The organism is Sphingobium sp. R-21 (assembly GCF_049913335.1).
Classification (GTDB): domain Bacteria; phylum Pseudomonadota; class Alphaproteobacteria; order Sphingomonadales; family Sphingomonadaceae; genus Sphingobium.
On sequence record NZ_CP184374.1, the window covers coordinates 622588 to 642187 of the forward strand.

The 19600-nt window shown below is 61.5% G+C and carries 18 protein-coding genes and 2 pseudogenes; 18 read left to right on the forward strand and 2 right to left on the reverse strand.

What is annotated here, in order from left to right; genetic code table 11:
• Positions 1 to 43: 43 nt before the first annotated feature.
• Positions 44 to 553 (reverse strand): annotated as a pseudogene (locus ACN9MX_RS02945) (alcohol dehydrogenase catalytic domain-containing protein); the annotation flags it as partial.
• 77 nt (positions 554 to 630) lie between these two features.
• On the opposite strand from ACN9MX_RS02945, the gene uvrC reads away from it, so the two are divergent.
• The 18 genes from uvrC to ACN9MX_RS03035 all read left to right on the forward strand — a co-directional run bounded on the left by uvrC (position 631) and on the right by ACN9MX_RS03035 (position 18587).
• Positions 631 to 2544: an excinuclease ABC subunit UvrC gene (uvrC, locus tag ACN9MX_RS02950; protein ID WP_363826596.1), complete on the forward strand. Its 1914-nt coding sequence runs from the start codon at positions 631 to 633 to the stop codon at positions 2542 to 2544.
• A gap of 197 nt (positions 2545 to 2741) precedes the next feature.
• A complete protein-coding gene (locus tag ACN9MX_RS02955) occupies positions 2742 to 4373 on the forward strand; it encodes a sensor histidine kinase (RefSeq protein ID WP_426387225.1) in 1632 nt (543 codons plus the stop codon).
• Between the two features lie 147 nt (positions 4374 to 4520).
• Positions 4521 to 5306, forward strand: a complete 786-nt coding sequence (locus ACN9MX_RS02960; protein WP_363825376.1) for a DUF2569 domain-containing protein — start codon at positions 4521 to 4523, stop codon at positions 5304 to 5306.
• A 654-nt stretch (positions 5307 to 5960) separates the two neighbouring features.
• Positions 5961 to 6152: a Flp family type IVb pilin gene (locus ACN9MX_RS02965; protein WP_133651822.1), complete on the forward strand. Its 192-nt coding sequence runs from the start codon at positions 5961 to 5963 to the stop codon at positions 6150 to 6152.
• Between the two features lie 22 nt (positions 6153 to 6174).
• Complete coding sequence (locus tag ACN9MX_RS02970) at positions 6175 to 6372, forward strand: Flp family type IVb pilin (RefSeq protein WP_133651823.1); 198 nt, start codon at positions 6175 to 6177, stop codon at positions 6370 to 6372.
• A gap of 67 nt (positions 6373 to 6439) precedes the next feature.
• The gene (cpaB, locus tag ACN9MX_RS02975) at positions 6440 to 7369 is read left to right on the forward strand and encodes a Flp pilus assembly protein CpaB (protein WP_208108026.1); all 930 of its coding nucleotides are present in this window, start codon (positions 6440 to 6442) and stop codon (positions 7367 to 7369) included.
• On the forward strand, positions 7356 to 8873 hold the full coding sequence (locus ACN9MX_RS02980) for a type II and III secretion system protein family protein (protein WP_363825379.1): 1518 nt from the start codon (positions 7356 to 7358) through the stop codon (positions 8871 to 8873). Before cpaB ends, ACN9MX_RS02980 begins: the two co-directional genes overlap by 14 nt.
• Positions 8874 to 8887: 14 nt before the next feature.
• Entirely contained in the window at positions 8888 to 9163 is a 276-nt protein-coding gene (locus tag ACN9MX_RS02985; RefSeq protein WP_363735127.1) for a hypothetical protein, read from the forward strand.
• A gap of 22 nt (positions 9164 to 9185) precedes the next feature.
• Positions 9186 to 10763: a pilus assembly protein TadG-related protein gene (locus tag ACN9MX_RS02990; protein WP_363825382.1), complete on the forward strand. Its 1578-nt coding sequence runs from the start codon at positions 9186 to 9188 to the stop codon at positions 10761 to 10763.
• 2 nt (positions 10764 to 10765) lie between these two features.
• On the forward strand, positions 10766 to 11272 hold the full coding sequence (locus tag ACN9MX_RS02995; RefSeq protein WP_363825384.1) for a TadE/TadG family type IV pilus assembly protein: 507 nt from the start codon (positions 10766 to 10768) through the stop codon (positions 11270 to 11272).
• A complete protein-coding gene (locus tag ACN9MX_RS03000) occupies positions 11269 to 11904 on the forward strand; it encodes a TadE/TadG family type IV pilus assembly protein (protein WP_363825387.1) in 636 nt (211 codons plus the stop codon). The genes ACN9MX_RS02995 and ACN9MX_RS03000 overlap by 4 nt, the downstream gene beginning before the upstream one ends.
• 20 nt (positions 11905 to 11924) lie before the next feature.
• Positions 11925 to 13136 carry an AAA family ATPase gene (locus tag ACN9MX_RS03005; RefSeq protein WP_363825390.1) on the forward strand — a complete coding sequence of 404 codons (1212 nt, stop codon included), beginning with the start codon at positions 11925 to 11927 and terminating at the stop codon, positions 13134 to 13136.
• Positions 13136 to 14491: a CpaF family protein gene (locus ACN9MX_RS03010; RefSeq protein WP_363735121.1), complete on the forward strand. Its 1356-nt coding sequence runs from the start codon at positions 13136 to 13138 to the stop codon at positions 14489 to 14491. Before ACN9MX_RS03005 ends, ACN9MX_RS03010 begins: the two co-directional genes overlap by 1 nt.
• Positions 14491 to 15492 (forward strand): type II secretion system F family protein, encoded by a 1002-nt coding sequence (locus ACN9MX_RS03015; protein ID WP_363825392.1) that lies wholly within the window; start codon positions 14491 to 14493, stop codon positions 15490 to 15492. Before ACN9MX_RS03010 ends, ACN9MX_RS03015 begins: the two co-directional genes overlap by 1 nt.
• Before the next feature lie 4 nt (positions 15493 to 15496).
• Positions 15497 to 16465: a type II secretion system F family protein gene (locus ACN9MX_RS03020; RefSeq protein WP_363825394.1), complete on the forward strand. Its 969-nt coding sequence runs from the start codon at positions 15497 to 15499 to the stop codon at positions 16463 to 16465.
• An 18-nt stretch (positions 16466 to 16483) separates the two neighbouring features.
• The gene (locus ACN9MX_RS03025) at positions 16484 to 17257 is read left to right on the forward strand and encodes a tetratricopeptide repeat protein (protein WP_363825397.1); all 774 of its coding nucleotides are present in this window, start codon (positions 16484 to 16486) and stop codon (positions 17255 to 17257) included.
• Positions 17254 to 18066 carry a hypothetical protein gene (locus tag ACN9MX_RS03030; protein WP_363825399.1) on the forward strand — a complete coding sequence of 271 codons (813 nt, stop codon included), beginning with the start codon at positions 17254 to 17256 and terminating at the stop codon, positions 18064 to 18066. Before ACN9MX_RS03025 ends, ACN9MX_RS03030 begins: the two co-directional genes overlap by 4 nt.
• Entirely contained in the window at positions 18063 to 18587 is a 525-nt protein-coding gene (locus ACN9MX_RS03035) for an A24 family peptidase (protein ID WP_363735116.1), read from the forward strand. Before ACN9MX_RS03030 ends, ACN9MX_RS03035 begins: the two co-directional genes overlap by 4 nt.
• Before the next feature lie 12 nt (positions 18588 to 18599).
• On the opposite strand, the pseudogene ACN9MX_RS03040 reads toward ACN9MX_RS03035, so the two are convergent.
• A pseudogene (locus ACN9MX_RS03040) lies at positions 18600 to 19545 on the reverse strand (IS630 family transposase).
• Positions 19546 to 19600: the final 55 nt, after the last annotated feature.

A 19600-nucleotide genomic window follows, 5' to 3' on the forward strand; every position in this document is an offset into this window, starting at 1 on the left:
GACGTCGCTTTTCAGTATCCTGCTATAGGCGCTTTCGATGTCGTGCACCAAGGTCCAGCGCATCCTGCCGTTTATTCTCTGACGTCGTGAGGGCCACGACATGGGCGCCCATGGCATGGGCGAGCTTCATCCCCATATGACCCAATCCGCCGATCCCGACGATGCCGACTTTCTTGCCGGGTCCGGCCAATGGCGAGTAGGTGATCATGCCTGCGCGGAGCAGCGGGGGCACCGGCGCCAGTTGATCCGCGGGATGGCTGATCCTCAGGACGAACTTTTCGCTGATGGTGATGCTCTGCGAATAGCCGCCGAACATATGGCCAGGTGCGTCCTGCGTGCATCATTATAGGTTCCGACAAAGCCGTTCTCGCAATATTGCTCCGCCCCTTTGTTGCAGGCCGAACAAGCTGGCAACTGTCGACCATACACCCGACGCCCACCGTGTCGCTGACCCTGAACCGGGTGACTGCGCCGCCGACGGCGGTGACATGATCAACGACCTCATGCCCGGAAACGCAGGGATAGCGCGTGCCGCCCATTCGGATCGGAGCTGGCGAGGGATCAACGACGCGGACGCTAAATTTGGCTGCATGCCATTGCGATCCGGGCGTACGCCGCTATTTCTGCCTCATGTCGCGTCCCCAGTCACCCGATCGCTTTCACGAAGACAAGGCTACCTTTACCGTCACCGGCAGTCAGCCCGACATCGACGCTGGCGTGGAGGCGATCCGCACGACGCTCAAAACCCTGCCGACGCGACCGGGTGTCTACCGCATGCAGGATGCGCGGGGCGACGTGCTATATGTGGGCAAGGCGCGGGCGCTGCGCAACCGGGTCACCAACTATACGCAGGTCGATCGCTTGCCCAAGCGGCTCCAGCGCATGGTCGCGCAGACCCGGTCCATGACGATCGTGACCACCAACAGCGAGGCGGAAGCGCTGTTGCTGGAGGCGCAACTTATCAAGCGTTTCCGGCCGCCCTATAATGTCCTGTTGCGCGACGACAAGAGCTTCCCCTTCATCCTGTTGCGTGAAGATCATGATTTTCCACGCGTTCAGAAGCATCGCGGCGCGCGCAAATTTAAGGGACGCTATTATGGGCCCTTTGCCAGCGCCGGATCGGTGACGCGAACGATCAATGCGTTGCAAAAGCTGTTCCTGCTGAGGAGTTGCACCGACAGTTTCTTCGCCAATCGCTCCCGGCCCTGCCTGCTCTATCAGATCCGCCGCTGCTCCGCCCCCTGCGTGGGCCGGATCGACGATGCCGCTTATGGCGAACTGGTGAAGGATGCACAGGACTTCCTCGGCGGCAAATCGACAGCCGTGCAGAAGAAGCTGGGCGAGGCGATGCAGGCGGCGTCCGATGCGATGGATTTCGAGCAGGCGGCGGTTCTGCGTGACCGGCTGAAGGCGCTGACCTTCATCCAGGGCAGCCAGGCCATCAATGCCGAAGGGCTGGGCGACGCCGATATTTTCGCGCTCGCGACCAAGGGCGGCGCCATGTGCATACAGGCCTTCTTCATCCGCGGCGGGCAGAATTGGGGGCATCGCAGCTTTTTCCCCGTCCACACCGCGGAAGTGGCGGAGGAGGAGGTGCTGGCCAGCTTCATGGCGCAATTTTACGAGGAGGTGCCACCGCCCAAGCTGATTCTCGCCGATCGCGCTCCGGCGGAATGCGACCTGATGGCGCAAGCGCTCCGCGAGCGTATCGGCTCGAAGGTCAGGATCGAAGTCCCTCAGCGCGGCGACCGTACACGTCTCATCAAACAGGCGCAGCGCAATGCCGTGGAGGCGCTCGACCGCCGTCTCGCCGAAACGACGACGCAGGCGAAGGTGCTGGAGGAAATGGTCGAGGCATTTGGCCTGGACGGCCTGCCGGACCGGATAGAGATCTACGACAACAGCCATATCCAGGGCAGTCATGCGCTGGGGGCGATGGTGGTGGCGGGTCCGGAGGGTTTCCGCAAGAGCGCCTATCGCAAGTTCAACATGAAAAATCCCGAAATCTCACAGGACGATTTCGCGATGATGCGCGAGATGTTCGAGCGACGCTTCGGCCGGGCGGCGCAGGAGGATCCGGATCGCGACAGCGGCGAATGGCCAGACCTGGTCCTGATTGACGGCGGCAAGGGGCAATTGTCCGCTGCTCGCGCGATATTGGAGGATATGGGCATAGAGGATGTCTGCATGATCGGCATCGCCAAGGGGCCCCATCACGGGCGCGAAGGGCGGGAGGTTTTTCACATGCCTGACGGGCGGGAGATCAATTTTCCGCTCAATCATCCCGTGCTCTTCTACCTCCAGCGTCTGCGGGACGAAGCGCACCGCTTCGCCATCGGCGCGCATCGGCAGAAGCGCAGCAAGGCGATCACCGTCAGTTCTCTCGATGAGGTGCCGGGCATCGGTCCTTCCCGCAAGAAGGCGCTGCTGATGCATTTCGGAACCGCCAAGGCCGTCAAAAGCGCGGCATTGGAAGATCTGTTGAAGGCGCCGGGTGTTTCGAAGGCCGTGGCGCAGCAGGTTTATGACTATTTTCACGGCTGAGCGATTGCAGGGGAGGGGGCGGATGTCCGCTGCCCTGCCTGAAGCGTCCGCCGCGCTTGCGATGAACCCGTCGGCATCTCATCATCGCATTTGACCGAAACATGATTTCCTTTCCATAAGAAGCTGCCCGGCAGACACATGCGTCGGGTCGGATCGGGGATGTGCGTCACGCGATGAACGGGCGGAACGAAATCGCGATGCGCTTGAGCAGGTGGGACAGGCGGACCCTGTCGGCGCTGCGGCCCTGGCAGACGCTGGATTATACGCGGTTGTTGTTGGCCGTGATCTACGCGGCGGTAAGCTTCGGCTTTTCCAGCGCGCGTCACTGGGCGGAGCCTGCGGAGCATGGGGTGATCCTGCTCATGCTGGCGCTGGCGCTTTCGGCGGTCTTCCTGTCGTCGCGGTCATGGGTGATGGACATGCGGATCAGGCGGCCCGTCATCTGCCTAGATACCTTGCTGTTCCTGACCCTGCTGCTCGTCACCAATCCCTCCAACAGCCCCTATTTTTCGGGCAGCTTTTTCGTTGCGGTGGAGGTGGCGCTGATCGTGCGGCGGCGGCTCCATCTGCTTGTCGCTGTGGCGGCCGGCCTGGCTGCGGTTTCCATGACATGGCTGGACCAGATCGCCTCCCTGCCGTCAGAACCGGAAGCGGAGCGGGTCGTGCTTCGCGCCTGCTATCTGGCGGTGGCGATCCTCGTGACGGGAGTGCTGCTGGGGCCGCGCCGGGAAACATTGCTGGAATTCGAGCGCGACCGGCTGCTACTGGAGGGGGAGTTGCCACCCGCCAAGCGTGATTACGGGCCGTTCCTGCTCCATGCCCTGCGGCTTGCCACCGGCGGGCAGGGGGGAGCGGTGCTGTTCCGGCTGGCGAGTCATGAGCCCTTGCGCTTCGCCAGCAGCGCTGCGCGGGAAATGCCTTCCATGGGCGTCGGCAATTTGCTGGCCGTTCAGACTGGCTGGCACGATCGAACCCGGGACGCGTCGATTTCGCTGGCGGCGGACGGGATAGCCACATTGGGATCATTGTCGGCAGGCGGTCGGGCATGGGCGGCGCTGCTGGATGCCGAAACGCTGTTGACGGTCAGGGTCACCATCGGCACCTTCGAGGCGGTCGGCGCGGCCTGCCTGGACGATCCCTGTCATGAAGATCGCGCCGCCATCGCCCAGCGCGTTTTCGAAAGCGCGTGCGAGGAACTTACCGTTCGCAACAGCCTGGACCTGGCCCATGTCATTGCCGGCGCGCGGGAACGGGAGCGCTTGCAACGCGAACTGCACGACAGCGTCCTGCAGGCGCTGGCCAGCATCCGTTTCCAGATCGCCCCCTTGCTGGGCGGGCGCGAGGTCGAGGCGCGTCCCGTGATCGAAAATGTCGACCGCATCGCCAAGGACCAGATCGCCACCATTCGCTGGATCATCAATCCGGAGGTCGATGAGGAGGATTTCGCCTATCTGCCAGAGACGCTGGCGATGGTGGTGCGCTCCCTTGGCGAACAGTGGAGTATAGATTGCCAGCTGAAGGTGGAGGACGGCAATTGCGCGACCAGCGCGCTGATCGGCAGGGAACTGAGTTTCGCCGTGCGGGAGATCGTCGCCAATGCCGTTCGCCATGCCGGGGCCGCCAGCGTGAATTTCGCGCTGGAACCGGACGGGAACCGCATTGCCCTTCAGGTGAGCGACGATGGCGTGCCGAATATGGCCCGGCTCGGGTCGAGCGGGGCGGTGCCTTCGCGGTCACTGATGCGGCGGATACAGATGCTGGGCGGGGAAGTGTTCCTTCAGAATATTGGCGGCCGCACGACGATCCGCATCACCGTGCCCCGTAAATGAGCCGCCGGCGGGCTTTATTTTCTTCTTTTGCAGACCATATCTGAAGTTCGCGCAGAACTTTCCTCGCGGCTGCGCATTTACCCGGCGTTTACCAACATCGCGGATAGTCGCGATCAGATTTCGGCGTTGGGAAGGGGGTCCGGTTCCATGGTGCGAATGGTGAGGGATCATCTTTACCGCAAGAGCGTGACCGTCGTGCTGTCCATGCAGGTCAATCTGGAACGGATCGTTGCAATCTGGATCATGATCGCTGCCTTTGCCTGCGGCATGCGGCTGGCCTTTCCGGCAACGCCCTATAGCGGAACGCCGTGGGGCAGCGGTGTGGGTCTGCTGCCCTATCTGCTGGTCGTCGGTGCACCCGTCGGATCGCTGCTGCTGGGGTTGAAGCTGTTTCCGGCTGGGCGCATCCATGCGCAGCCCGCTTTTCGATTGGCGCAGGTAGGACGTTGGCGCAAGGTCGACTGCCTCAAGGCGCGGGAGATGTCCCAATTCGGCCTTTACGGCGTGATGGCGTCGTTGCTGGTTGGAATTGCCGTGAACGTGCCGGTGCGCACGCTGGAATTTCTGAGTTCCATTCCGGCATTGGGCAGTTATTCGCCGACCTGGTTCGTCAGCCTTTATTCCGTGATGCTCGCCGATGTGGTGATCCTGTCCAGCCTTTACATGTTTGCCTTCGCCATGGCGCTGCGCCTGGTGCCTCTGTTCCCGCGCTTTCTGGTCATGGTATGGGGTGTTGATCTGCTTGCCCAGTTGAGCATTGCGCATCTGGTCGCGGGGATCAATGAAGTGCCGCGGGGCGTGGACGCCGCGTTGCTGGACATGCTGACGGGCAATGTGAAGAAGGTCCTGATCAGTGCCGCGATCTGGCTGCCCTATCTGCTGTTGTCCGATCGCGTGAACCTCACCTTCCGTCATCGGGTGAGTGTCACGTAACGATATCGGCAATATTGTCCCTGAACGGGACAGATGCAAAGCTCTTTGTTTACGGACCTTTGTGCGCCGAGTCGTATCTGATTCGCGACGACCCGTGCGCTGGCGGGCGTCTCTGCTGCTCAAGTCTTCGAACTAGACTGTCCCGAATAGCCTACACCGAAGGTATTAGTCTGCCCGGTAATTCGGCTTTCCGACGGCAAATATTATACGCAAATAGGTTCGATCGGATCACGCAGATATCTTAACGTATTCCAAATAAAAAACACGATATATTCTGTTTATTGGGCGTTTTATTGTCTTTGTAAGAAATATAGAGAAATAAAAACTACAATAAATTTCATTTAAACCCGTCATTTTCCAAAAGTATATATCCAAAGATATATTCAGTGACTACTATCATTTACTTATGGTAACGAACGTAGTTGAGGCAAATGGTTAACAAAAAATTGCCGTAACAGGTTGAAAAATAGAGATATTTTTTACCATGTTGACTTGGGTCAGCATTGGTTCAATTTGAACCCAAGTTCTACGGGAACTGCCAACTGCCTGGTGACCGGAGCATACCGGCACCGGGGTCGCGAGGTGGACAGGCCCCTACCGTGGAGCGGAGCAAGGGCAACTGGGAATCGCTCCCAGTGAGTAGGGGTAAAAGATATGACCTTTTTGAAAGGCCTCTGGGCCGACGAGAGCGGCGCTTCGGCTGCTGAATATGCCTTGATCCTGGCGATCGTGGGCACCGGCATTGCGCTGGCGGCCTGGAACCTGGGCGGTGCGATCAAGAATTCGATGAATACCGCCACTAACTGCATCAAGACCGTCGGCACCAATACACAGCCGAGCTGCTAAACATTTAAAAGGGGTTACGGACATGACTTTCATCAAGAATCTTTGGGCTGACGAAAGCGGCGCTTCGGCTGCTGAATATGCGCTGATCCTGGCGATTGTCGGCACCGGCATTGCTCTCGCTGCCTGGAACCTTGGCGGCGCGATCAAGAACTCGATGAACGCCGCCACCAATTGCGTTGCCACAGTCGGCACCGGAAATGCACCGGCGGCAAACTGCTAATCACGGAAGTGGGGAAGCCGGTCAAAGACTGGCTTCCTTGTAAACTTCAATTCCGGGGGGAGTTGTCGTGGGGCAGCGCAGATCACTCATAATTCTCGGCTTTGCAATTCTTCTGGGATTGGCAGCCGTTTTCATCGCCAACAGCTATCTGACCAGCGCCGAGAAGGTGCAGCAGGCGGATGGCGGTATGGCGAAAATTGTCGTTGCAACTGTACCATTGCCCTTTGGCACGGCAGTAACTCCTGAAAAGATCCGGATGGTCGACTGGCCTGCCAGTTCCGTGCCACCCGGATCATTTCGTGACCCTATCCAACTGACATCGCTGGGCAAGGGGCGGGTGGTCATCCGGCAGATCGAACCGGGCGAACCCATATTGGCCTCCAAGCTCTCCGGCGAAGGGGGGCGAGCCACAATGTCGGCAGTCCTGGCCCCGGAAATGCGGGCCGTCGCCGTACGCGTAAGCGATGTAGCCGCCGCGGGCGGCTTTGTGCTTCCCGGCGACACCGTCGATGTGTTCGTGACGCGCACGCTTCAGGATCCCATGGGTGGTGGCAGCCAGCAGATCACGGACGTTCTGCTTCAAGGGACGCGGGTGATCGCGATTGACCAGAACGCCAATGACAGCACGAAAGACCCCGCGGTCGGCAAGACGGCCACGCTGGAGGTCAACCAGGTCGATGCGCAGAAGCTGGTTCTGGCGCAACAGGTCGGGCAACTCACGCTCGTGCTGCGCAACCTTACCGACAAACCCAATCCGGCGGTACAGACCGTCGGCATAGAGGATTTGCGCGACGGCGCCTATGTCGGCGGCTATGCTGGCCCTCGTGCCCGCGTCGCGGACCTTGCCTATCTGCCACCGCGTGTCGCATCCGGCCTCCGGCCCGCCCGGCGCGCCGTTCCCAAAAATACGAACGCCCTGCCTTCGACCGCATCGGTCGAGATCGTGCGCGGCACGACTGGCACCAGCTATGAGGTGAAGCGCTATGGTTCCCGCTAAATCCTTGCCGATGCTGGCATCCGTGCTGGCGCTGGGCGCCGGAGCGTCGATGCTGCCCATGCCTGCGCAGGCGCAGATCGCCTCGCTGGGCGTCGACAACGCCAGTCATGCCGGTCAACTCGACGTGCCGCTCAACAAGAGCCAGGTGCTGACCGTGGACCGGCCCTTTGCGAAGGCATTGGTCGGCAACGCGGAAATCGCCGATGTCCTGCCCATGACCAACCGATCGGTCTATGTGCTGGGCAAGAAGATGGGCACGACCAGCCTGACGCTCTACGACAACCGCAACATGATGATCGCGGTCGTCGATGTCGCCGTGGGGCCGGATGTCGTGACGCTGAAGCGACAATTGTCGGAACTGCTGCCCGGTCAGCCCATCGGGGCGCGGATCTCCAATGATTCAGTCGTACTGACCGGCACGGTGTCGAGTGCGGCGGCGGTCGATCGGGCGATGCAGATCGCCAAGACCTATGCTGGCGACAAGGTCGTCAACATGATGTCGGTGGGCGCGGCGCAGCAGGTGATGCTGGAAGTGCGCTTCTCCGAAATGTCGCGCGGCGCGGCCAAGCAGTTCGGCATCAACACGGCCTTCCTGTCGGACAGCGGCAAGGTGGTGGGCGGCATCGGCAATGCCGCCCAGTCTTCGGCGCTTCTGTCTGACGCCAATGGACGGCCCATCGTTGATCTGAGCAAGATACTCGACAGTTTCGGCATCGGCGCGGCGAAATATTCGATCGGCAGCCTCAACCTCACGTCCGCGCTCGACGCGCTGGAGCGCAAGGGGGTTGTGACCACGCTGGCCGAGCCGACCCTGATAGCGCTTTCGGGTGAAACCGCCTCCTTCCTGGCAGGCGGCGAGTTCCCCATACCGGTCGCGCAGAGCAACAGCGGCGGCAGCACCGGCGGCACGGGCGGCAATGCCATCACCATCGAATTCAAACCTTTCGGCGTCAGCCTGGGTTTCACGCCCACGGTGCTGGAGGACGGCATCATCAATCTGGTGGTGGAACCTGAGGTGAGTTCCATCGATCCGTCCGCATCGGTTACGGTCAACGGCCTTACCATCCCAGGGCTGCAAACGCGGCGAGCCAGCACGACGCTGGAACTGCGCGACGGGCAGTCCTTTGCCCTGGCCGGACTGTTGCGCAAGGATTTCCAGGATACGGTGCGGCAGTTCCCGATCCTGGGCTCCATCCCGATCATCGGCGCGCTGTTCCGGTCGAGCGGTTTCCAGAAGAGCGAGAGCGAACTGGTCATCATCGTGACGCCGCGTCTCGTGAAACCGATGCGCGCAGAGGATGTGCGCCTGCCCACCGATCGCGTGGCGCCGCCGCATGAACTGGACCTGTTCCTGATGGGACGGACGGACAAGGCGGTGGGCATCAACCCGCTCGATCCGAACGCGATGCCGCCCGAGGCGCCGAAAAATGCGCCCGCGCCTGCACCGGTGCCGGCGAAGGAAGCGCCCGCTTCGGGCAAGGCGCCCAGCGGCTATGAGCTGTGAGCAGGAGGCTGACGATGCGTGCACTTTACCTTGGAAGCGCCCTGCTGCTGCCGCTGTTGGCGGGCTGTACGGCGAACGACCCGACCTTCGGCGGCGCGGTGCGCAGCAATTACGCGATGCAGGTCATCAATCCCGACCCCCATTATGAAGGAACGCTGGTCGAGGGTGGTAACGGGCAGACTTCCGCGGCGGCGGTCGAACGCTATCGCACCGACAAGGTGAAACAGCCCAAGTCGATCCGTACGACCAGCGGCATTAGCGGGGGCTCCTCTGGCGGCGGCGCGAACTGATCGAGAGAGAAGGAGTGAATTCATGTCCGGCGGTGGGAAAGGCCTGTTGCAGTCGACCAGCGGCGCTGTTGCGCCGACGGTTGCACTGTCGCTTTTCGGCCTGATCGCGGCTGGCGGGATCGCTTTTGACTATGCGCGGATGGCGGGGCTGGATTCGGAGTTGCAGAACGCAGCGGATCAGGCGGCGCTGGCGGCGGCGACGCAGTTGGATGGAAAGGTCAACGCCTGCAGCCGCGCTGCCAGCGCTGCAAGCGGGTTGATCCGCAATGATGCCCGTTTCGCGAATGACGGCGGCAACCTGGCCGTGACGATCCAGAATGAGTCAAGTTGCGATCGCACTGGTTTCATCAAATTCTACAAGAACAAGGACCGCAGTGACACGGGGACGCTGACCGACGCGGATGCCAACTTCGTTGAGGTTACGGTCAATTCCCGTACTGCCCGCTTCGCCTTGACGCCGATCGTATCGGTTCTGTCGTCGGGCGCATTGTCGGCGAAGGCGTATGCAGGGGTCGGATCGGCGATCTGCAAAGTGCCGCCCGTCATGATCTGCAACCCGGACGAGCCGAGCGACAACAGCGATGAGAATTATGCTTTCAATCCAACGAGAGGCGTTGGTCTGAAGCTTATCACTGGCAATGCGGATGCGCCGGGAAATTTTGGTTGGCTGGAGGCGACGTTCGCAAATGGCGCCAATGGTCTGGGCGCTGCGCTCGGCTATGACACCGTTCAGGCGGATTGCCAGCAGACCGATGGCGTCACCACGAAGACGGGCATGAGCACTTCGGTACTGGATTCGCTTAATACCCGCTTCGATGTCTATGCGAACGGCAATACCTGCCCGTCCCAATATGGCGGAATCTGCTCCCCGTCCAGCAATACGCGCAAGGACCTGGTGTGCACTTCGACCAATGGAACCACCTGCAACAGCAGCAACGGTTTCGGCGTTTCAAGCAATCCCTATCGACCGACAACCGTGGCCCCTTTGCCGACGGCGGGTGGCGCAACCGATCCGGACATAATGGGCTATCCTCGCGATCTTTGCCATGCGGTGCAGGCAAGTGCGCAGACATGCGGCACTGTTGGCAGCGGGACCTGGGATCGCGACGCCTATTTTCGCGTCAACTATGGTTGGGACACTCAAGCCGCTTGGATGACGGGAACGGGACTTGGCTCCACCGCCACTCGGTATGAAGTCTATAATTGGGAGGTGGCGCACCCCTCAGTGGTCGTTGCTTCTGCGTCTCGCGGCATTGGCGTTCCCCAGACGTTGTCCGGCAATAATAGAGGGTTCGGTTCTCCCGCCAACGGCGTAGCGGGCATAACGCCCAGTTCGGCCGGTGTGGATAGGCGGCGCATTTCCGTCGCAGTCCTCAATTGCCGGGCGCTGACGCTGCATGGGAAGACTTCGGGCATAGATCCCGCAAAATGGCTCGACGTGTTCCTGGTGGAACCGTCGATCGATCGCGGGAACGGCGCCAACCAATATACCGACAAGAAGGAGGTGTATGTCGAAGTCATTGGAGAGACAGGCAGTGGCGTGAACGGAGCCAGCAATCCTCAAGTCATCCAGCGCTCTGTTCCTTATTTGATAGAGTGACGATGCGACGCTTTCTTGCCTCTCTGCTGATATGCCAGCGCGGCGCCGCAGCCGCGGAAATGGCGTTGGTGACGCCGCTGCTCATCGTCCTGATGTTCGGTTCGTTCGAGCTGGGGAATTATTTCCTGAGCGAACATGTGGTGGCCAAGGCTGTGCGTGACGGTGCCCGCTACGCTTCACGGCGATCCTTCACTGACTTTACATGTCCCAATACAGTGGCGTCCGACGTTGTCGACAAAACCCGCAACATCACGCGTACCGGACAGATCGCTAGTGGCGGCTCCGCCCGTTTGGTCGGCTGGACGACGCCGACGACCGTATCTGTAACCGTCAGTTGCACGGCGATTACGGGGGGCAATTATTCCGGGATTTACAAGGGCATGTCCAACGTGCCCAAGGTCAAGGTTTCGGCCACGGTCCCCTATAGCTCGCTGTTCAACAATCTTGGTTTCACCAGCAGTACGCTCAATCTCGTTTCCGAATCCGAAGCTACGGTGCAAGGCATATGATGCGCCGGCTCGCCCCTCTGCTCGTTGATCGCCGCGCCTCGTCGGCGGCGGAGTTTGCGATGGTCTTGCCGCTGCTGCTCATCCTGCTCCTGGGCGTCATCGACGTCGGACGGCTCATGTGGACCTGGAATCGCGCGGAAAAGGCGACGCAGATGGGGGTGCGCTATGCAGTCGCTACGGACATGGTTCCTAACGGCCTTGCCGCATATAGTTTTGTGGTGAGCGGTGGACTTACGCAGGGCGATGCCATCCCGCAGTCAGCGTTTGGGGGCGCATCCTGTCTGGTCAACGCCGGTGCAGTGAGCTGCTCTTGCAAGAGCGGTGGGACCTGCCCCAGCCCGCTGGTCAGCAACAGCGCGAACGCCCTCACGGCATTCAACAATATCGTCAACCGGATGCAATTGTTCATGCCGGAAATCGCTTCGGGCAACGTTACAGTCGACTACGACTATTCCGGTCTCGGTTATGCGGGCGACCCTAATGGATCGGATGTCTCGCCGCTGGTAAGGGTTTCACTGAAACAACTGACCTTTCGGCCGCTCCTTTTCAGATTTTTTGCAGGCACCATCACTCTACCCAGCTTCAGCGCCGCTCTGACCATGGAAGACGGCCAGGGCACGGCATCAAATTGAGGGACAAGATAGTGGGCATCGTGACAAACACAGCGGAACCCGCCGAGAACTGGACCCTCAATATCGGGGATGAGGGGCTTCATCTCATCCTGTCGGAGCAGGAGGTCCAGGCGTCCGACATATTGGGCGATCAACTGGTGGGCCAGTCGCTCGCCCTGTCCATGCTCGACGCCAACGAGGCCGTGCCCGCGCAACTGGTGGCCGAAGCCAAGGCAATCATCATCGAGGTTCAGCCCGACGATGAAGCATCCATGATCAGGCTCGCGGGGCTGCGGGCAGCCAATCCCAGGCTGATGCTGGTGGCGGCCGTGCGCGGTGCGCAGATCGCCGTGGTGCGCGCCTTGTTGCGCAGCGGGATCAACGACGTCATCGAACTGCCCCTGCGCGCCCATGACCTGACGGCGATATTGGACGATCTGCGCAGCCGCATCGCGGCCAGTCGGCAGGATGAAGTAAAGACCGGCCAGCTCGTGTCGATCATCAAGAGTGTGGGCGGCGTCGGCGCAACGACCATCGCGACGCAGGCGGCCAGCCTGCACGCGCGTTCGGCCAAGGCGAAAGGCGGCGAAGTCTGCCTGTTCGATTTCGATGTCCAGTTCGGCAATGCGGGCACCTTCCTGGGGATTTCCTCGACGCTGACATTGGCGGACCTCCTCAACGCGGGCAGCCGCGTCGACAATGAACTGTTGCGGAGTGTCACGGTAGAAACCGCAACCGGCCTGAGAGTGGTGACTGCCCCGACCGAGATCATGCCGATCGAAGCTGTGAATGCCGATCAGGTCTTCCGCATCGTCGAACTTGCACAACGGCAGTTCGATACGGTCTATCTTGACCTGCCGGGCAACTGGACAAACTGGTCAATGTCGCTTGTGGCGCGTTCGCAGGTCGTTTTCCTGGTGTGCGAACTCACCATCGCCAGCCTGCGGCAGGCGCGGCGCCAGATTTCGCTGTTGCGCGATCAGGACATCGATCCCGCCCGCATCCATGTCATCGCCAATCGCGTGGAAAAGAAATTCTTCCGCGCCATCGGTCTGGAGGACGCGGCGGCGGCGCTGGACCATCCGGTGAAGCTCAGCATCGCCAACGACTTTCCGCTGGTCAGCTCTGCGCTTGATCAGGGCGTGCTGATCCAGGAACTGAAGGCGCGCAGCCGTATCTGCAAGGATATGCAGGACATTGTCCATTGCTGCGTCCAGGCCGCTGAGGCCGAACGTCAGACGGAGAAGGGCTGATGTGGCAGATTCGAAAGAGCGAACGTGGCGATCCCCGCGATGAGGTCGGGCCGACCGAGATGGAGGCCTCGCATCTGGAGGAGGACCGGCACACCGAACTCAAGGTGGCGCTGCATCACAAGCTGATTGACCTCATCAATCTTTCCGCTCTGGACAACATGTCGCGGGCACAGGTGGAAGCCGAAGTGGGCGAGATCGTCCATGAGCAACTCGCGCTTCAGAAACATGCGCTTAACCTGGAGGAGCGCCGCCGCCTGGTCTCCGACATTCTGGACGAACTGCTGGGCCTGGGGCCGCTCGAGCCGCTGCTGAAGGACCACAGCATCACCGACATATTGGTGAATGGCCATAAGGTCGTCTTCGTGGAGCGAAACGGCCGACTGGTCGAAACGCCCACCCGGTTCAAGGATGAGAAGCATCTTCTGCGTATCATCCAGAAGATCGTGGCGGCGGTTGGTCGACGGATCGACGAGTCATCGCCCTTTGTCGATGCCCGCCTGGCCGATGGCTCCCGCGTCAACGCGGTGGTTCCACCGCTGGCCATCGACGGATCGCTGCTTTCCATCCGCAAATTCGCCAAGGTGCCGATCAGCATGGCGCGCCTGACCGAATTGGGCAGCGTGCCGGCGCCCATGGCGCAGGTCCTGTCGGCGGTGGTGGAGGCGCGGCGCAATGTGCTGATTTCCGGTGGTACTGGTTCAGGCAAGACGACGCTGCTCAACGCGATGTCCGCCGCTATCGACGAGCATGAGCGCATCGTCACCATCGAGGATTCGGCCGAACTGCAGTTGCAGCAGCGCCATGTCGCGCGGCTGGAGACCCGTCCCGCCAATATCGAGGGCAAGGGAGAAGTCACCCAGCGCGATCTGGTGAAGAATGCCCTGCGCATGCGTCCCGACCGCATCATCGTGGGCGAAGTCCGAGCAGGTGAGGCGTTCGATATGCTTCAGGCGATGAATACGGGTCATGACGGGTCGATGACGACAGTGCACGCCAACACGCCGCGCGACGCGCTCTCCCGTGTCGAGCAGATGATCGGCATGAGCGGCATCGACATTTCGCCGCGCTCCGCCCGCGCGCAGATCGCGTCTGCATTGAACGTGATCGTGCAGGTGGGGCGGCTGGCCGACGGGCGTCGCCGTCTGCTCAGCCTTTCGGAAATCACCGGCATGGAGGGGGAAGTCATCACCATGCAGGAAATCTTCCGCTTCAAGATGACCGGCCGCGATGAGAACAACATGGTGCGCGGTCATTTCGAAGCAACGGGCATTCGACCCAAATTCATGAGCGAACTGGCCGATCGGGGCATCGCGCTTCCGGCGGAACTGTTCCGGCCCGATGCGGTGATCCACTGATGACACCGCTCTATATCCGCGCCTTCGTCCTCGTCCTGCTGTTCGCGGCGGTGATCCTGACGATAGAAGGCATTGCAGGTTGGATGCGCGCTCGCGCGACCACGGATCGCGTGGTCAACCGGCGGTTGAAGATGATCGCGGCCGGTTTCGAACGCAGCACGGTACTCTCCAAATTGCGGCGCAGCGATGAGGCGGTGAGTTTCGACCGCAGCTCCCTTTTCGGCCGTGCTGGATTGGGGGTCATGCGGGTATTGCATGGCGCCGGACTGACCTTTCCGGCGCGTACCGTGCTGACCCTGATGCTGATTGCTGCGGGCGTGCTGTTCCTGCTGGTGATGATCGGCGGAATGGTCGCCGGTTATGCGCTGACGGCGGGCATGTTCGTGATGGCCCTGGCCTTCGCGGGTGCGCTGGGCATCGCATTGCCGATGATGGTGTTGACCCGCCTTGCCCAGCGGCGGCGCAAGAAGATGGAGGAGCAGTTCCCGGTGGCGCTGGATACCTTCGTCCGCGGTCTCCGTGCCGGGCATCCGATCGCCGCTGCGCTCGACCTGCTGACCAAGGAGATGCGCGATCCGATCGGCAGCGAATTCGGTATCGTGGTGGACGAAGTCACCTATGGCGCCGACCTGCGCGATGCGTTGCAGCGCATGGCGGAGCGCTGGGATATGAACGAGATGCACATGTTCGTCATTTCCCTGTCGGTGCAGAGCGAGACGGGTGGCAATCTTGCCGAGATCCTCGAAAATCTTTCGACCGTGATCCGGGAGCGGGCCAGCCTGTTCATGAAGGTTCGGGCGCTCAGTTCGGAAGGTCGAATGACTGCGGTGATGCTGACCGCTTTGCCGATCCTGACCTTTTGTGGCTTGTTCCTGGTCAATCCGGCCTTTTATCTGGACGTTGCCCAGGACAACATGTTCATCATCGGTTTTACCGGCTTGATCCTGCTCTACATCATCGGCTTCGTCACGATACGCCGCATGGTCGATCTAAAGGTGTGATGCGATGCTGAATCCCGCATTCCTGACCCAGTTGCGGCCGTTCATTCTCGGCCTTCTGTTCATCGCCATCGTTGCATTGGTGTTCGGCCTGTCGGAACTGGTGATGCGCAACGCGCGGGTGCGCAGTCGGCTGGACGTGGTAGGTGAAGGCAGCTCATCCCAATCCGGCAGTCAGACGCTGCGTGGTGATCGCAACAACAGCGAATGGAAGAAGCTGATCGACCGCATCGAGAAAATGGGCATCTCGCTGGTCGACACGAACAATGTGACTCTGCGCCGGCGGCTGATCGCGGCCGGCTATATGTCGCCGGATGCACCCAAGCTCTTCACCTTTTTCCGTCTCGTGCTGACATTCACCTTGCCTGCGATATTCGTGCTGACATCGCTCGGCAATCCGGAACCGCCTACTCCGCTGACGCTCTATATGGTGGCGTCGATATTGGCGGTACTCGGGCTCTACATGCCCAACCTCTATATTTCGGCAAAGGCTTCGCGGCGTCAGGAGGCGATCATACACGGCTTTCCCGATGCCCTGGACCTGATGCTGGTCTGCGTCGAGGCGGGGCTTGGACTGGAGGCGGCCATGGATCGCGTGGGCCGGGAACTGGCGGTATCGCATCCGCTGGTATCGGCTGCGCTCGGCAAGGTCGTTCTGGAACTGCGCGCGGGGCGTAGTCGGCAGGACGCCTTGCGGCGCATGGCGGATGATGTCGATGTGGACGAGATCCGCTCCTTTGCGACGCTGTTGATCCAGTCCGATCAACTGGGGTCGAGCATTGGACAGACCTTGCGCGTCTATGCGGCGGAGATGCGCGAGAAGCGGCGGATGCGCGCCGAGGAAAAGGCGCATCGCCTGCCGGTTCTGCTGTCGGTGCCGCTGGTCGCCTGCATGCTGCCGGTGATGATTGGCGTGCTGATGTTGCCGGCGGTGGTTCGCGTGGCGCGCGACATCCTGCCAGTCATGACTCGTTAGAAAGAGGGAGGGGGGACCATGAACAAAGCTATAGTGGCAGTCGCTCTCATCATTGCGACAGCGGCGTGCAGCGGGCCGCAAAAGGGCGTCCTTTCGATCAGGCCCGTCAACCAGCAAGCCTCCGGACCAGCGCAGGATGCGCTGGTCCGGGGTGACGTGCTGTTTTCGCGCGGAGAGTATGCGTTGGCGCTGGATGCGTTCCGCCGCGCTGTGCGCAGCGATCCGACCGATGCGCATGGGCTGAACGGGGTCGCGATCAGCTATGCGGCCATGGGACGGCATGATCTGGCGCGGGAGTTTTTCGAACTGGCGCTGTCGCGTGCGCCGGAAGATCAGCGCATTGCCCGCAATTTCGCGCGGAGTCTGTCGGCGCAGGGCTTCAACAGCGAAGCTGACGCTTTGCTCGCCCAGGCAGGCGCAGCGCCAAAGGGCGCGACCGTCGTCGCTCGTTCGACCCTGGCGCAACTGGCGTCGGCGGTTCCGGTCGGCTCTCCGGTACGAACGGCAAGCGTCGAGCTGGAACGCATGTCTCTGGGAGAAGTGCGGTTGCGGACGATGGATGCGGCCGCGACGGAACGTACAAACCCGCAACTGACGACCCGGATCGTCACGGTGGCGGAAAGCCAGGCGCGGTCTGAACTGACGGCTCCGATCATCACCGTCGGCAGGCCGGATGCGGCGTCTTTGCCGAAGTTTGCCGCAGGCGAGGACGTCAGGCCGGCTTATGACGGACTGTTTGAACGGCTGTGGAAGTCGATGGCGCAGCCCGATCGGAAAGGCCGGCGGGGATGATCCTGGCGCTGCTTCTGGCGGCCGCGACGCCGGTCGCCGGGGCGGCGCCTGCGCCGCTCGATTATGCTCGGCTGGTGGATGAGGCGATTGACGGTGGCCGCATCATCCAGGCGGATGCGATGTTGGGCCAGTGGCGGGTCGCCGCGCAACCGGCCGCGCTGCAGGCGATAGAGATCGCCGATGCGCGCATGGCGCTCGAAAAACGGCGTGACGAGGAGGCGCTGGCCCGTTTCTCCTCGCTGGAGCGGGGCGGTCTCAATGACTGCCGCGTCGGTGAGGGAAAAGGGATCGCTTTGCTGCGGCTGGGCCGGGCACAGGAGGCGCTGGAGTCGTTGCGGCGGGCCGTGGCGGATTGCGAGGGACGCTGGCGTTCCTGGAATGCGCTGGCCGTTGCTTATGACGAGGCCCAATCCTGGGCGCTGAGCAATGCCGCTTATGAGCGGGCGTATCAATTGACGGACAAGCCGTCCCAGGTTCTCAACAATTACGGATTGTCGCTGCTCAAGCAGGGGAAGGCAGCGAAGGCCGCGGTGATATTCGACAAGGCGCGCGAAACCGCGCCGGACGATGTACGGATCATCGCCAATGGCGACACCGCCTATGTCATGGCGGGCCGCGATATCAGCCGCCGGCCCGGCGACACAGCCGATGAATGGGCGCGCCGGCTCAGCAACGCCGGACAGGTTGCGATGCGAATGGGCGACCTGCCCAAGGCGCAGGCCTATCTAAGCCGGGCGATGACCGAAGGCGACAGCTTCGTGCCGGATGCCGCTGCGGCTTTGGACGGCATGAAAACTGCGGGGAAATGATGAAGGATCTGGTTCTGCTTGCCCTTTCACTCCTGCTCATCGCGGCGGCGGTGGAGGACATGGCCCGATTGCGCATATCCAATGTCTTTCCCCTGCTGGTTGTCGGGCTCTATGCGGTCTGGGTCGCCACGGTCGGCTGGGAAAATGACATATGGCGTAACGGCACCGTTTTCCTGGGGATGTTCGCGGTCGGCTGCGGCCTGTTCGCCATGCGCGCGATGGGCGGTGGCGATGTCAAGCTGATGGCAGCATGCGCGCTGTGGTTTGACTGGACGGGCGTGATACCGTGGCTGATCTATGTCACCATAGGCGGCGGCTTGCTGGCGTTGGTGCTCATGGCCGGACGGCGGCTGGTGCCGCAGAGAGTACGGGAAGGCTCCCCCATTGCCTTGTTCGACAAGAAGGGACCGATACCCTATGGCGTAGCGATTGCCCTGGGCACGATCATGGCCCTTTACATGGCCGGCCCCAATCCCAGCGGCGCGGCACGCCTGCCCGATTTTGTTCGCGGGCTCAGCTAGAGTATTTTTGTTTTAGTCGAAGGCATATCCTGAGTTTTCGATGTAGTTGCGGCATTCTGTAGGGCTGAAGGCGGGGAGCAAACGACCGATGGTATCCCACAGGGCGTCGCGGGTGCGAGCCGCCGCCTTTCGCAGAAGCGCCTTGAGTTTGGCGAACAATTGCTCAATCGGGTTCAGGTCCGGACTGTAGGGCGGAAGGTACAGGATGCTGGCGCCAACGGCGGTGAGGGCCTCACGAATGCCGGCGACCTTATGAGCCGGCAGGTTGTCGAGGACGACCACGTCGCCCGGCGACAGCGTCGGTGCCAGAAACTGTTCGACATAGGCGCGGAAGGTTTCGCCTGTCATGGGGCCATCGAGGACCATCGGAGCGATGATTCCGGTCGAACGCAGGCCCGCGATGAATGTCGTCGTTCGCCAATGACCGAATGGGGCAGCGTCGATCAGGCGCTCGCCCTTGGGACTCCAGCCATAGCGTCGAGCCATATTGGTGGTCGCGCCGGTTTCATCCAGGAACACAAGCGCGGCTGGGTCCATGAAGCGCTGCCACACCCGCCAGCGCTGACGATGATCGGCAACGTCAGGCCGATCCTGCTCGGCGGCCCTCAGCGACTTTTTTTATGGGACAGGCCAAACCGCTTGAGGGTTGACCAGATCGTCGAGAGCGAACCCGGCTGGATACCTCGTTCGACCAGTTCCGCCCTGATCTCGGCCAGCGTGATACCCTTCCGGGTGGACATCGGTTCACGCAACAAGGCCTCATGATCCGCCAGAAGCGGCCGACGATAACCGCCGATCCGGGCAGGCTCTGTACTACCGGTCTCCCGTGCTCGGCGCACGATGCTCACCGCCGCTGCCGGGCTCACCTGAAACCGGGCCGCTGCCGCGCGGGCAGAACTGCCTTCGCTACAGCCGCGACAAGCCGTTTGCGCAAATCCTGGGATAAGGGTGCCGTCATCTCAGCCTCGCCGATTAACCGACACCTTCGAATCAGAACATATGACTCGGCGCAA

Excerpts from the sequence above, each read along its gene's own strand:
- uvrC (WP_363826596.1), top strand. The coding sequence starts at position 631 with ATGTCGCGTCCCCAGTCACCCGATCGCTTTCACGAAGACAAGGCTACC.
- ACN9MX_RS02955 (WP_426387225.1), top strand. The coding sequence starts at position 2,742 with ATGCGCTTGAGCAGGTGGGACAGGCGGACCCTGTCGGCGCTGCGGCCC.
- ACN9MX_RS02960 (WP_363825376.1), top strand. The coding sequence starts at position 4,521 with ATGGTGCGAATGGTGAGGGATCATCTTTACCGCAAGAGCGTGACCGTC.
- ACN9MX_RS02965 (WP_133651822.1), top strand. The coding sequence starts at position 5,961 with ATGACCTTTTTGAAAGGCCTCTGGGCCGACGAGAGCGGCGCTTCGGCT.
- ACN9MX_RS02970 (WP_133651823.1), top strand. The coding sequence starts at position 6,175 with ATGACTTTCATCAAGAATCTTTGGGCTGACGAAAGCGGCGCTTCGGCT.
- ACN9MX_RS02980 (WP_363825379.1), top strand. The coding sequence starts at position 7,356 with ATGGTTCCCGCTAAATCCTTGCCGATGCTGGCATCCGTGCTGGCGCTG.
- ACN9MX_RS02985 (WP_363735127.1), top strand. The coding sequence starts at position 8,888 with ATGCGTGCACTTTACCTTGGAAGCGCCCTGCTGCTGCCGCTGTTGGCG.
- ACN9MX_RS02990 (WP_363825382.1), top strand. The coding sequence starts at position 9,186 with ATGTCCGGCGGTGGGAAAGGCCTGTTGCAGTCGACCAGCGGCGCTGTT.
- ACN9MX_RS02995 (WP_363825384.1), top strand. The coding sequence starts at position 10,766 with ATGCGACGCTTTCTTGCCTCTCTGCTGATATGCCAGCGCGGCGCCGCA.
- ACN9MX_RS03000 (WP_363825387.1), top strand. The coding sequence starts at position 11,269 with ATGATGCGCCGGCTCGCCCCTCTGCTCGTTGATCGCCGCGCCTCGTCG.
- ACN9MX_RS03010 (WP_363735121.1), top strand. The coding sequence starts at position 13,136 with ATGTGGCAGATTCGAAAGAGCGAACGTGGCGATCCCCGCGATGAGGTC.
- ACN9MX_RS03015 (WP_363825392.1), top strand. The coding sequence starts at position 14,491 with ATGACACCGCTCTATATCCGCGCCTTCGTCCTCGTCCTGCTGTTCGCG.
- ACN9MX_RS03020 (WP_363825394.1), top strand. The coding sequence starts at position 15,497 with ATGCTGAATCCCGCATTCCTGACCCAGTTGCGGCCGTTCATTCTCGGC.
- ACN9MX_RS03025 (WP_363825397.1), top strand. The coding sequence starts at position 16,484 with ATGAACAAAGCTATAGTGGCAGTCGCTCTCATCATTGCGACAGCGGCG.
- ACN9MX_RS03030 (WP_363825399.1), top strand. The coding sequence starts at position 17,254 with ATGATCCTGGCGCTGCTTCTGGCGGCCGCGACGCCGGTCGCCGGGGCG.
- ACN9MX_RS03035 (WP_363735116.1), top strand. The coding sequence starts at position 18,063 with ATGATGAAGGATCTGGTTCTGCTTGCCCTTTCACTCCTGCTCATCGCG.